The organism is Flavobacterium sp. (assembly GCF_036405015.1).
In the GTDB taxonomy this organism is placed as follows: domain Bacteria; phylum Bacteroidota; class Bacteroidia; order Flavobacteriales; family Flavobacteriaceae; genus Flavobacterium.
Window position 1 is genome coordinate 1 of sequence record NZ_DASWYK010000123.1, and the last position, 13,869, is coordinate 13,869.

Annotated in this window: 10 protein-coding genes; 7 read left to right on the top strand and 3 right to left on the bottom strand. The window is 33.2% G+C overall.

The annotated features are described in order from the left end of the window. From VGE71_RS09585 to VGE71_RS09615, 7 genes are all read left to right on the top strand, one after another. Positions 1 to 328, top strand: a 328-nt coding sequence (locus tag VGE71_RS09585; protein WP_331138127.1) for an AraC family transcriptional regulator, incomplete at its 5' end; no start/stop codon positions are given. A gap of 315 nt (positions 329 to 643) precedes the next feature. Further along, positions 644 to 3,835 (top strand): TonB-dependent receptor, encoded by a 3,192-nt coding sequence (locus VGE71_RS09590; protein WP_331138128.1) that lies wholly within the window; start codon positions 644 to 646, stop codon positions 3,833 to 3,835. A gap of 11 nt (positions 3,836 to 3,846) precedes the next feature. Continuing rightward, on the top strand, positions 3,847 to 5,445 hold the full coding sequence (locus VGE71_RS09595; RefSeq protein WP_331138129.1) for a RagB/SusD family nutrient uptake outer membrane protein: 1,599 nt from the start codon (positions 3,847 to 3,849) through the stop codon (positions 5,443 to 5,445). A 17-nt stretch (positions 5,446 to 5,462) separates the two neighbouring features. After that, entirely contained in the window at positions 5,463 to 6,518 is a 1,056-nt protein-coding gene (locus tag VGE71_RS09600; protein ID WP_331138130.1) for a hypothetical protein, read from the top strand. Positions 6,519 to 6,602: 84 nt separating this feature from the next. Continuing rightward, positions 6,603 to 7,835 carry a glycoside hydrolase family 27 protein gene (locus tag VGE71_RS09605; protein ID WP_331138131.1) on the top strand — a complete coding sequence of 411 codons (1,233 nt, stop codon included), beginning with the start codon at positions 6,603 to 6,605 and terminating at the stop codon, positions 7,833 to 7,835. An 11-nt stretch (positions 7,836 to 7,846) separates the two neighbouring features. Then, on the top strand, positions 7,847 to 8,809 hold the full coding sequence (locus tag VGE71_RS09610; protein WP_331138132.1) for a glycoside hydrolase family 5 protein: 963 nt from the start codon (positions 7,847 to 7,849) through the stop codon (positions 8,807 to 8,809). A gap of 614 nt (positions 8,810 to 9,423) precedes the next feature. Continuing rightward, positions 9,424 to 10,512 carry an outer membrane beta-barrel protein gene (locus tag VGE71_RS09615; protein WP_331138133.1) on the top strand — a complete coding sequence of 363 codons (1,089 nt, stop codon included), beginning with the start codon at positions 9,424 to 9,426 and terminating at the stop codon, positions 10,510 to 10,512. Positions 10,513 to 10,973: 461 nt separating this feature from the next. Here the strand turns inward: VGE71_RS09615 and VGE71_RS09620 are convergent, their stop codons facing one another. Genes VGE71_RS09620 through rimO form a run of 3 tightly spaced genes read right to left on the bottom strand, consistent with a single transcriptional unit; the run spans position 10,974 to position 13,807 of the window. After that, positions 10,974 to 11,876 (bottom strand): N-acetylmuramoyl-L-alanine amidase, encoded by a 903-nt coding sequence (locus tag VGE71_RS09620; RefSeq protein ID WP_331138134.1) that lies wholly within the window; start codon positions 11,874 to 11,876, stop codon positions 10,974 to 10,976. Between the two features lie 26 nt (positions 11,877 to 11,902). Further along, entirely contained in the window at positions 11,903 to 12,451 is a 549-nt protein-coding gene (locus VGE71_RS09625; protein WP_331138135.1) for a hypothetical protein, read from the bottom strand. 42 nt (positions 12,452 to 12,493) lie between these two features. After that, positions 12,494 to 13,807 (bottom strand): 30S ribosomal protein S12 methylthiotransferase RimO, encoded by a 1,314-nt coding sequence (rimO, locus tag VGE71_RS09630; protein ID WP_331138136.1) that lies wholly within the window; start codon positions 13,805 to 13,807, stop codon positions 12,494 to 12,496. Between the last annotated feature and the right edge of the window lie 62 nt (positions 13,808 to 13,869).

Consider the following 13,869-nt stretch of genomic DNA (forward strand, 5'->3'; position numbering starts at 1 on the left):
AATGAAATTGGTTTACGAATACGTTCAGAAACATTTTGCTGAAAAAATTACTTTGGAAGATGTAGCTAATGTTGCCAGTATGTCGATTATTTCGTTCAATCGATTTATTAAAAAACGAACTGGAAAAACGTTTGTGAATTATATCAATGATATCAGAATTGGTTATGCGGCTCGCTGGTTGGTAGAAAAAGATATGAGTGTTTCTGAAGTTGCTTTTAAATCTGGATTTAATAATATCGCGAACTTCAACCGCAGTTTTAAAGCTACAAAAAACTGTACGCCTAGTCAGTATCGTGAAGATTTTTCGGGATTGAAACGTATTTTGTAGTGATACTTTTTTATCACGAATAAATATTATTTTTAACGAAAACGTTTGCATTTAAGGTTTTTGTTGTTTTTTATGTATGTTTTGGGTTCTTTTAGAGGATTGTTATTGCGAATAATTAAATTTTTGCATTGTTTTATTTTTATATATGTTTTTTTAATCGGTTATAGTAAAAATATTATCATTAAATGATATAATATTATCGATTTGATAATTCTCTCTGTTATAGATTTGTTAAATAATTTAGAAGTAAAATTTACCAGGCCTTTTTACTTTTACGTTGAGCAATAAACGAATTTAACTAACCAAACATTTATTATGAAAAAACTAATGACTAACCTCATTCATTGGAAGGCTAACCACAGAGCTGTTCCTTTGATATTATTTTTATTACTGACCAGTAATTTTATTACGGCTCAGGTAAAGGTTTCTGGAACTGTATCTGATGAAAAGGGATTGTCTATCCCTGGCGCAAACGTATCGGTTGCAGGTTCTAAAGCAACAGTTTCTACGGACTTCGATGGAAAATACTCTATTGATGTTGCGCCAAATGCTACCTTATTATTCTCTTTTATCGGGTTTACCACACAGAAGGTTGCTGTAGAAGGTAAAAAGACAATCAATGTAATTTTAAAATCAAATGCTGAAGATTTAAAAGATGTTGTTGTAATTGGATACGGTACTCAAAAACGAAAAGACGTAAACAGTGCGATCTCAAGTATTTCTGCAAAAGATATGGAGAACTTAAAAGTGGCCTCTTTTGATCAGATGATGCAGGGAAAAGCTGCGGGGGTAGTCGTAAATAGTAACTCTGGAGAGCCAGGAAGTAACGTGTCTGTCCGAATTCGTGGGGTGTCTTCTTTAACAGGAACTAACGAACCTTTGTATGTAATTGACGGTGTGCCAATTTCTGGTGATGCAAGAAACTCTTCTACTTCGGGTAGAAATGCTGCTGGAGATTCTAACTTTTCAAACAATGGAAATATTACTGTAAGTCCGTTAGCACTTATCAATCCAAGCGACATTGAGTCAATAGATATTTTAAAGGATGCTTCTGCAACAGCAATCTACGGTTCAAGAGGAGCAAATGGAGTTGTAATTGTGACAACAAAATCGGGAAGAAAAGGAACTGGAAAACTGACTTTCGAAAATTCATATTCTATCAGTAATTTGCCTAAAAAATTGCATTCGATGAACTTGCAGCAATATGCAACACATCAAAATGCTTTATCAAATGTTTATGATCCGTCTTCAAAACGTCCAGAATTTGCTCATCCTGAACTTCTAGGAAAAGGTACAGATTGGCAAGATGCTATTTATGAAACTGGATTAATGACTTCTAATCAGCTGTCTTTTTCAGGCGGTAAAGAGGGGATTAACTATTATATCTCTGGTGGTGTTTTAAATCAAGAAGGTATCGTAATCGAATCTGGATTTAAAAGATACAATGTTAGGGCCAATGTAGACGCTAGAGTAAATAGTTTTATAAAAGTAGGAATCAATGTAAGTGGAGCGATTACTGATGAAAAACTGACTTTAAACGGGCAATTTAATGGTGTCGTAGCGACTTCGCTTTTGGCAACTCCAGATGTGGCAGTTAGAGAGTTAGATGGAGCTTTTGCTGGACCTACAAGCGGTCTTTCTTTTGTAAACCCTGTTGCTACATCTTTGTTGGGGTCTAATACTTTAGTTAGAAAAAACTATTCTGGAAATTTTTATACTCAAGTTGATATTCTTAAAGGTTTAGAATACCGTTTTGAAGCGGGTGGATATATTTATGATAATTTAGGACAGCGATTTGATCCGATGTATTCTTTGGGGAATGCTGTAAAGAGTTTTGCTAATTTATATTACAACCCATCTTCAGGTAATTCATGGAACTTAAAAAACATGCTTACTTATAGAAAAACTATTGACAAGCATAATTTTACCATTTTAGCTGTTCAAGAATCCAATAGAGCACATTGGGAAGGTTATTCTATAGAAGGAAATGGATACAAAGATAACAGTAACCAGACTCTTGCGGGAGGTGATTTAACAAAAGCAGTTCTTAAAAGTACGTATTCTGGAACTCAAACTTTATCATCTTATTTAGGAAGGGTTGTTTATGATTATGGAGATAAATACGGTATTTCTGCTGCAGTAAGAACAGACGGATCTTCTAAGTTTTTCGTTGGAAACAAATGGGGAGTTTTTAGTTCTGCAAGTGGTTCCTGGAAAATTTCTAATGAATCTTTCATGGAAGGAACCAAAAAGTATGTTGATAATATCAAATTAAGATTTGGATGGGGGCAGACAGGAAACAATCAAATCGGAAATAATTTATATGATTCTAATCTTCATGTAGTGATAAGTTCAATGGGAACTTCTTATCTCCCTTCAAATACTCCGAATAAAGATTTAAAATGGGAAACTCAAGATCAAACAAATTTAGGTTTAGATTTTACGTTGTTTCAATCAAAATTTTCAGCATCGATTGATGTTTATAAAAAAGTATCAAAAAACTTCTTGTATCAAGTTCCGTTGCCAAATTACCTTTCTGGTGGAGGTGATTACGAAGGAGGTGTGAATCCTCCATATTTTAACCTTGGAAGTATGCAAAATAAAGGTATCGAGATTACACTTGGATATCGTAACAAATTCTCAGAAAACTTCTCTTGGGACTCGAGTCTTAACTTTACCAAATATGAAAATAAAGTTACTGATATGGCAGGTTTGAATATTGTGAAGTCAACCAATACACTTGCTTACAATACAGTAAGTGTTTCGAGAACAAAAGAAGGTCTTCCGATTGGTTCGTTTTTAGGATATGAGGCTGTAGGAATTTACAGAACAGACGAAGATTTGTTGAAATATGGACATGTTGATGGCTCAGGACAAAGAGTGGTTTTGAAAAATGGTACAAACTCTTTATTGCCTGATTTTGTTAAAGGAGATGTAATTTATAAAGATTTGAATAATGATGGTAAGATTGACCAAAATGATTTAACGACAATTGGAAATCCGAACCCAAAATTCACTTACGGTTTTACTAATAACTTTAAATATAAAAATGTTGACTTGTCTATTTTTCTTCAAGGAACTGCAGGAAATAAATTGTTGAATTTAACTCGTGCATCTGGAACAATGAATAGTAATCTAGGAACAAATTATTTAACTGAAGCTGCAGATTTCTACTCTGCGACCAATTTAGATGGATCTTTACCAACACCATCTAGTTACAATCATATTAATAATGCAGTTTCTAGCCGTATGGTAGAAAATGGTTCTTATCTAAGAATTCAAAACGTGACTTTAGGGTATTCACTTCCATCAGATATCATTTCAAAAATAAAATTAACAAGATTGAGAGTATATGCTTCTGGTCAGAACTTATTCACTTTTACCAAATATACAGGTTATGATCCAGAGGTAGGAGCTTATAATCAGGATGCGTTAATGTCAGGAATTGATAATGGACGTTATCCTGTGCCAAGACTAATTTCTTTTGGTTTTAATGTTGAATTTTAATTAAAAATAATATGAAAAATATATATAAAAGAGGAAGCGTAGGATTTATGGCTTTATTGATGTTGTTTTCATCCTCTTGTTCTCAAGATTTTATTGATGTTCCAGCAGAAGGTAATCCAACTATAGGAAGTTATTTTGATTCGGATCAAAAATTAGATAATGCAACCAACGGACTTTACGGTTTGGTTTGGTTTAATATGAATAAAGAAGGTTTTTATGGTATTACCGATGTTATTTCGGGTAATATGTATGCTGATATTTATAATGACTTTGGAAATTTTACAGATTTAAGTTTTACCAATACATCAAGATACATTTCAGATTCTTGGAGATCTTGCTTTGGAGCGATTGCAAATTCAAATGCTTATATCAGTAATTTGCCTCAAAGTGTTGGGCCAAATGTTAGTAAGGAAGCTTTGAACAATGCATTGGGTGAATGCCATTTTATTAGAGCGTTTTCTTATTTTTTCTTAGTGAGATTATGGGGAAATGTGCCTATTATTGAAAACAATGCGGATTATTCTAAAAATTTTGTTATTCCAAGTAACCCTACAGAAGACGTTTATAAATTTATCGAAAATGATTTAAAATTTGCAATTGCTAATCTAAGAACAAAAAATAGAGGTTCCGATTATGCATCAAATGCACATGTATCAAGTGGTTCTGCAAAAGCAATGCTTGCAAAAGTATATTTATATCAAAAGAAATATGATTTAGCAAGACAAGTGGCTCAGGAGGTAATTAACAGCGGAGAGTTTAAATTATTAGGAGGAGATGAGCTTCCGGCTAAATCTTTTGCAGATTTATTTTTGCAAAAAAATAATAATAATGAAGAATCTATTTTTGCTTGGCAATGGACAGGAACTGGAGGTTATTTTGACGGAAACTTCACAAATACTTTGTTTGCTCCAGAAAACAGATTAGTAGAAACTACCTATTCAGGTCAGATTGCGCCATCTCAGGATTTAATCAAAAATGTTTTTGAAAATGGCGATAGAAGAAGAATCGAGACTTTTATGCTTCCAGGAGATTATTATCCTAATTTGACTTACGCTAAAACGTTAGATTTAGGTGCTCCAAAAATTTTAGGATATACTTTTGAGCTACAATACGAAGCACAGAAATCAGGAGCAGGACTTAAGAAATATGTTATCGGAAAAGAAAATCTTCCAATTACAGGAGCATTTAATCCTGTAAATAATGGAGAAAGCAGTATGAATAGCTACATGATGCGTTACGCTGAATTGCTGTTAATTCATGCAGAAGCAATTCTGGGTGGACAAACTGGAAGTACTTCAGATGCAAATGCGCTTAAATCTTACAACGCAGTTAGAAAAAGAGCAGGGCTTCCAGTAAAAAGTGTCATCACATTTGATGATATATTTAAAGAAAGACGCGCAGAATTGGCTTGTGAAGGAGATTATTATTTTGACTTAGGACGTCTGCCTTTTGAAAAAGCTAAAGCAATTTTAGAAGCGCAAAATAGAGGAAATAGAGAAGTTGAAAAACATATTACCATTTCGGCAACCAATCTTTTATTGCCTTATCCTGCTGATGACTTAACTAAAAATCCAAAATTAACAGAAGTAGCGCCATATACTTTTAAATAATTTTAAAAATAGTAAACATGAAAAAATTAAAAATTGTTTCAATAGTAGCATGTTTGACATGGATATTATCTCTAGTGTTTTTTACTTCATGCTCTAACGACGATAGTGCAGATGTCTATACAGGAGTTCCTGTGATCGAATCGGTAATGCCTTCTGGTTATAATCTTGATGGGACTATTAAACCATTAGAGCCAACAAAATTAGTAGATCCGAAAAACTATTATGTTATTCACGGTAAAGGATTTCTAAATACAACTAAAGTGTATTTTAATGATTATGATACGTATTTCAAGTCCACTTTTGTAACCGATACCGATATTATTATTCTTGTTGATGAGAATACTCCTTATGCAAATGCTTCCAATAAATTAAAGGTTGTAACAAAGTCAGGAACAGCAGAGTTCGATTTGATGGTTGCACCTCCAGTACCAACTTTCAGCGGATTCAATTATATCAACTGCGCAGAAGGAGATGAGGTAGTTATAAAAGGAAAGTATTTTTTAGATCCGATTGTTACATTGGCTAAAACTGATACTCAGCCAGCTGTTCCTGTTCAGGTTGTATCGTCGACTTTGGAGCAAATCGTAGTAAAAATTCCAGCCAACGCTAATCATAGATATTTGGCAGTTGCTAATATTTCTGGAACATCAGTTTCAAAAGAAGCTATCGGAACAGCGTTGTATGATGATAAATTATATGGAATGCAGTGGGGAGGACCTTGGGCAGGAAAAGGTGTGAATTTTGATTTTGCTGGAGATTCTTACCAAGGTGAAAAATCATGGAAATGGGAATTTGGAGCTTGGGACGGTGGAAACTGGGGCTTCAATGTAGATATGGCTCCATATAAAGCATTTAGAATTGCTGTAAAAGGTGCTAAAAACGGTCAGGTAAACTTTAGTTTAAACGGCGGACCAAACTATGTAATTCCTGTAACCACAACATGGGTTTATATGGAAATTCCGTTAGATAAATTAGGGAATCCTTCAAGTTTTACAATGATTACTTTCCAAGAATCTAATAATGACGGCGGTAATACGGTATTGTTTGATGATTTAGGATTTGTGTTAAAATAAGATTCTGTTTTGAGTTAGTTTGTGAGATGTTCCCTAGTTGAAAAATTAGGGAACATCTTTTTATATAATTTAAGTTTTAATAAAATGAAAAAAATCGCTTTGTTACTTGCTTTAAGTATTTTCAATTTTAGTTTCGGTCAGGGAAATACACATCAACAAAAAGCCGGAAAATTTGAAGGTCTTGCCATGACACCGCCAATGGGCTGGAACTCGTGGAATACTTTTGCAACTAATATTGATGAAAAATTAGTAAAAGAAACAGCCGACATTATGGTTTCTTCAGGTTTGGCAGCTGCTGGATATAATTATATAGTGTTAGATGACGGCTGGATGACGCACGAACGTGATCAAAATGGTGATCTGGTTCCTGATCCTCAGAAGTTTCCAAACGGTATGAAAACACTAATCGATTATGTGCACAGTAAAGGTTTAAAATTCGGATTGTATAATTGCGCAGGGACCAAAACCTGTGCAGGTTATCCAGGAACACGAGGATACGAATATCAGGATGCTAGATTTTATGCTAAATTAGGAATTGATTTTCTAAAATATGATTGGTGCAATACAGAAGGAATTACAGCTAAAGAAGCTTATACAACTATGAGTAATGCGCTAAAAATTGCAGGAAGGCCGATTGTCTTTAGTCTTTGTGAATGGGGAGATAATCAACCATGGGAGTGGGGAAAACCAGTTGGAAATCTTTGGAGAATTTCGGGAGATATTTATCCGTGTTTTGATTGCGAATTCAAACATCCGGAAAATTGGTCTTCGTGGGGATTTATGAAAATTGCCGATATGCGAAAAGATATTCGTAAATATTCTGGTCCAGATCATTGGAATGATTTTGATATGATGGAAGTTGGAAATGAAATGAATAATACAGAAGATAAAACACATTTTGCGATGTGGTGTATGTTGTCTTCACCTTTGTTTACTGGAAATGACTATAGAAAAATGTCTAAAGAAACTTTGGCAATTCTGACCAATAAAGAATTATTGGCTGTAAATCAGGATAAGCTCGGAATTCAAGGATTTAAATACAGTATTTTAGATGGAGTAGAAGTATGGGTAAAACCACTTTCTGATGGAGCTTGGGCAGTAAGTTTTGTTAACAGAACAGAAACTTCAAAAAAAATCAATTTTGACTGGAGTAAAAATAATTTCAAAGATTCGGATTTTGGATATGAAGCAGACTTCATTAAAACGACATTCAAAGTAAAAGATCTTTGGATGAATAAAGAAGTAGGAAATACTAAGAAAACATTTAATGCAACAATTGCTTCGCACGATGTTGTTACTCTAAAATTAATTCCTTAAAAACGATAATTATGAAATTGAAGCTTTGTTATATTATTTTTTCTTTAATGCTATTTACGAATGTCACAAAAGCACAATTTGTAAAAAAACATGGGCAGTTAAGTGTGCAAGGAACTCAGCTTGTAGATAAGAATAATAACCCAATTGTACTTCGTGGTTTAAGTTTTGGTTGGCACAGCTTATGGCCAAGATTTTATAATGAAAAAGCAGTAAGCTGGTTGAAGAAAGATTTTAATTGTAATATCGTTCGTGCTGCAATGGGAGTAGAACTTGGTGATCTCTCCTATATAAATAATCCACAGTTTGCTAAGGAGAAAGTAGAAGCTGTTGTAAATGGTGCTATAAAATCAGATATCTATGTTATTATCGATTGGCATAGTCATAATGTGAATCTGAAAGAAGCCAAACAGTTTTTTGCAGAGATGTCAAAAAAGTATGCTAAGTATCCCAACATTATATATGAAGTATTTAATGAACCAGATCACGAAACTTGGTGGGAAGTGAAAAATTATTCTGAAGAAATAATTAGAGTTATCCGAGAAAACGATCCTAATAATATTATTCTGGTCGGATGTCCACATTGGGATCAGGATATTGATCTTCCGGCAGAAGATCCTATAATGGGTTATACTAATATAATGTATACGATGCATTTCTACGCAGCGACACATGGTAAAGAATTAAGAGACAGAACTGATGCAGCAATAAAAAGAGGTTTGCCAGTATTTGTCTCAGAATCTGCCGGAATGGAAGCTTCGGGAGACGGACCATTAGATTATAAAGCATGGCAAGAATATATTGATTGGATGGAGGCAAAAAAAATAAGTTGGATTACATGGTCTGTTTCTGATAAAGATGAAACTTGTTCTATTTTAAAAAAGTCTGCGAATTCAGAAGGAAAATGGAAAGACGAAGATTTAAAAGAGTCTGGAATTAAAATACGAGAATATCTCCGAAAGTATAATAAAGAGTAAATAGGTTAGTTAGGTCGTTTTTATTCTGTAAAGTCCGTTCAAATAATGAGCGGACTTTTTTTGTTTATAAATGCTCGGTTTTACCCCTGAAAGATTTCAATTTTTTGAATGTCTAGATTGTTGTTAGCCTGATTTTTTTTGTAGGAATTTTTTCTTCTATAAGTTTTGGTTTTGCTTTTGTTATTATAGATTATCTGTTTTTCTATTTTATTTATTTTTTTTAATTCACCCCCTTGTTTTTTGGGGGTGTGTTTTTGTTTTAGGTGTTTTTTAGATGATTTGTCTTTGATTTTTGTAGTAATTTTTACTTTTACCCATGTATTTTTTGTTTAAAAGGTTAAAATTTTGTTATTGAATTTTCAAAAACGATTATTGATAAATATGAAATAATGATTATTAGAACTTTAATTTTTGTAATCCGTAATTCTTCGTCTAAAACGTCAAAAAAGTAGTTTTGGATTATTCTGATGATACAAAAGTTAATAAATTCGCTAATGAAAATGATGATGATTTGAAGGCGCATAAGAGGTTTTAGAAATGACTTATACTATTACATAGATATATAAAAGATTAACTAACCAGAATCAATTAATAACTAAAAACCAATTTAAAACATGAAAAAAGCATTTCACATTTTAGCCGCGATGTTAACAAGTTCTTTTGCCTTTGCCCAAGAAGAGGAGGCAGCCGCTCCAGCAACCACATGGGGAGGTTCTGCAGATGCGTACTATAAATATGATTTTTCTAAACAAATGAATGGATTAACGAGCTTCACCAACTCACAAAATTCATTCGAATTAGGAATGGCATCGATAGAAGCAAGTCATACTTTTGGAAAAGCGTCTGTTTTTGTGGACTTAGGTTTCGGAAAAAGAGCAGCAGAATTTTCATATAATGAAACGCCTGATAAAGATGCGAGTGCAAAATTTTTACTTAAACAATTGTATTTTACATACAATTTGACAGATGAGTTTAAAGTAGTAGCGGGTAGCTTTGGGACTCATATTGGATATGAAGTGTTAGATGCAGTAGATAACAAAAACTACAGTATGTCGTATGCTTTCTCTTATGGACCATTCTTTAATACTGGGGTAAAAGCACAGTATACTTCAGGTAAATTCACTGCGATGTTGGGATTAACCAATCCAACAGATTTTAAATCAGCTATGGATGCTGGTTCTTATCAAAAAACGTTCATTGGACAAGTAGGTTACATTGGTGATACAGGAAGTGCTTACCTGAATTTTACAACAGGAAGTACAAATCCAATCCCAGGAAGTATAATTCCGGTTTCAGACGAAAACAAAACTCAGTTTGATTTGACTGCTTCTAAAACAATTAGCGACAGTTTTTCACTTGGTTTAAATGCAACTTATGCTAAAACTACAAATGATTTTGATAGTACTTTAGATGGTGAGTGGTTTTCTGTAGTAGGATATGCTAATTATTCATTTAGTCCATCATTGCTTTTAGCTTACAGAATGGAATATTTTGATGCTAAAGATGCAGCACCAAGTTTAGGAACATTAACTGGAGCAAGTGTATTTGCTAATACAGTTTCTTTAAACTATAAAGTTGGAAAACTTACAATTATTCCTGAGCTAAGATACGATTCTGCTTCTGAAGATATATTCTTAGATAAAGATGCATTACCAACAAAAGGAAGCTTCTACGCTTTAATTGCTACAACATACTCATTCTAGAGATAAAGATTGATATTTTTTTTTTTTTTTTGGAGCTGTCGAAACATACTAATGTTTTGGCAGCTTTTTTATTTTTAAGAAGTTTCAAGTTTCAAGTTTCAAATTTCAAATTTCAAGTTTGAGGTTTGAAGTTTCAAGGTTGAAGTTTCAAGGTTGAAGTTTAAGGGTTGAAGTTTAAGGGTTGAAGTTTAAGGGTTGAAATTTCGATTTTAAGATTTGAAATCGAAAATGATTTATATGTGATAATCGATTAGGTGTTATATTTAGAAGGGCTTTTCATTCCGTAGGAATGTTTGGTCGGTAGAAAATTAAAATTGATTGCAATTATACGTTCCGTAGGAACGTCTGATTTAGTGAGTTGATAGAATAGAAAGTAAACATTTCGAAAAGTCTAAAATTGATTGTAAAAAAAAACGTTTCTGGAATACAGAAACGTTTTAAGATTTTTAAATGATAAGGTTCTATTGAACCTGTTTTTTGTAAATCGAATAAATAGTATCGATTGTTTTTCTATCTAGAACTGAAGTTGCATCAGTCTGAATATAATGCAATTTAAAAGCCTGAATTGCTGCTGTTAGATTTTTGGTATTGTAACCAATAATTCTAAGTGCTGGCTCAATTCTAAAATCAAATGGAGCGGGTTCTAAAACTTCGTCAGGCCATATTCCAAAACCTTTTTCTGCAAGTGTCTTCCAAGGAAATAAGGCGCTTGGATCTTGTTTTCTTCCTGGAGCAATATCGGCATGTCCCAAAAAGTTTTGAGTCGGAATATTATAGTCTTTTTTCAATTTTGTAAGCAAAGCAACTAAACTGCTGATTTGTGCTTCTGTAAATGGTTTGAATCCATTATTGTCTAATTCAATTCCAATAGAGCAGGAGTTTAAATCTGTCGTTTTCCCCCATGTAGAATTTCCTGCATGCCAAGCTCTAAGATAATCATTTAGCATTTGAACTACTTTTCCATTCTCAGAAATTACGTAATGAGCACTAACCTGTGTTTTGGTTTTGGTAAAAGTATTTATTGTTTGCTGCAAGGAATCCTGAGCGGTATGATGAATAATAACGAAGCTAGGCTTTCTTAAATTAAAGTTGACAGTTCCAATCCATTCTGTGTTAATTCCATTTTGCAGATAGGTTGAACTTGTTTTAGATAAAGTATCTTTAACAATCTTCAATTGTTGCGCATAAGTAGTATCAATAACAACAGGAGTTGTCGGAATTGCTTGTGTTTCTTTACTAGTAATTTGGTTTTCTAAAGTTTTGAGCTGCTGATCGTATGCTTTCTCAGTATTTTTGTACGGATTGGTAGAGCAGGCACTGATAGCAACAGCTAAAATCAGATAACAAAAAATCTTTTTTGTCATAATTCGTTGTTTATTAGTTTAAACGACTATTCTTCAATTTTCGTATCTGTTTTTTCTTTTATGTCTTTAGATTCCTCTTTAGAATCTTTATTTTTTTTCTTTTTAGGTTTTCCTGTTTTTCCTTCTTTTAATTTCTCCATGAAGGTTTTATATTTCTCAACCTGATCAGGATTTAAAAAAGCAGCAATTTTTTTATCAGTACTCTCTCTTAAAGCTTTTATTTGTTCAATTTTTTGCTCTTGATTACTGCTTTCATTTTTCAATAAAATACCTTGTTCTCTTAAACTGTCTGCTAAAACGTTTGTAATAGCAATTGCTTGTAAATCATCAAGTTTAACATCTGGTTTCATCTGCTCGACAATTTTATTGGCAGTTTCTTCAACAGGAATTTCTTTGGGTTTACTTTGTGGGCCTTGTCCTTGTCCGGCCATCATGCTTCTGTCCATTCCCATTCCGCCACCTCTACCGTAGCCATTACCATAACCATAGCCATTATTGTATCCGCCATATTGAGCAGAAACAATAAAGCTGAATAAGCCAAAAACTAAAATAAATAAAGTTTGAAAAGGTTTCATAAAAGTATTTTTATCTGTTATTAACAATTGTTCCGCGTAAATTTAAGCAGGTTCTCCGTATAAATCAAATTCTGTTGCTTCTATTATTTTGATATTAACAAATTCACCAGTTTTTACATAATGTTTAGAAGCATCAATTAAAACTTCATTGTCAACATCTGGGCTGTCAAATTCTGTACGTCCAACAAAATGTGCGCCTTCTTTTCTGTCAATGATACATCTAAAAACTTTACCAACTTTTTCTTGGTTTAAATCCCATGAAATTTGTGATTGTAATTCCATGATTTCGTTAGCTCGAGCTTGTTTTACATCATCTGGTACGTCATCTTCCAGTAGATAAGCATGAGTATTTTCTTCATGAGAATAAGCAAAACATCCCATTCTGTCAAATTTCATTTCCTGAACAAAATCTTTCAAAATTTCAAAATCTTCCTGCGTTTCACCTGGATAACCAACAATTAAAGTAGTTCTAATTGCCATTCCTGGAACTGCTGCACGGAAATCTTTTAATAATTGAGTGGTTTTTGCCTGAGTTGTACCACGACGCATTGATTTCAAAATAGAATCTGAAATATGCTGTAATGGAATATCAATATAATTACAGATTTTAGGTTCACGTTTCATTAATTCCAAAACATCCATAGGGAAACCTGTTGGGTAAGCATAATGTAAACGAATCCATTCAATTCCTTCTACTTTTGCTAATTCTTCAAGAAGTTCTGCAAGATTTCTTTTTTTATAAAGATCAAGTCCGTAATAAGTTAAATCCTGAGCAATTAAGATTAATTCTTTTACTCCGTTTTTGGCTAATCCTTGAGCTTCTTTAACTAATTTTTCAATTGGTTGAGAAACATGAGAGCCTCTCATTAAAGGAATTGCGCAAAAACTACAAGGTCTATCACAACCTTCAGCGATTTTTAAATAAGCATAGTTTTTTGGAGTTGTAGTCAAACGCTCTCCTAGTAATTCATGTTTATAATCGGCACCTAAAGCTTTTAATAGTTGAGGTAGCTCGGTAGTTCCAAAATATTGATCAACATTAGGGATTTCTTTTTCTAAATCAGGTCTGTAACGCTCAGATAAACATCCTGTCACAAAAACCTTATCAACTATTCCTCTGTCTTTTTTATCGGCATATTCCAAAATCATGTTTACTGATTCTGCTTTCGCATTATCAATAAAACCACAAGTATTGATTACAATAATGTTTCCTTCTTTTTCTGCTGGAGCTTCGTGTTCAACTTCTTTTCCATTTGCACGCAGTTGTCCCATAAGGACTTCACTGTCATAAACATTTTTTGAACACCCAAGAGTGATTACGTTAATTTTGTTCTTTTTTAAAGACTTGGTTCTCATACTTTTATAAATTGGAGTGCAAAATTACACTTTTTTTATTCAAACACCGCTTGTTTCGTTTT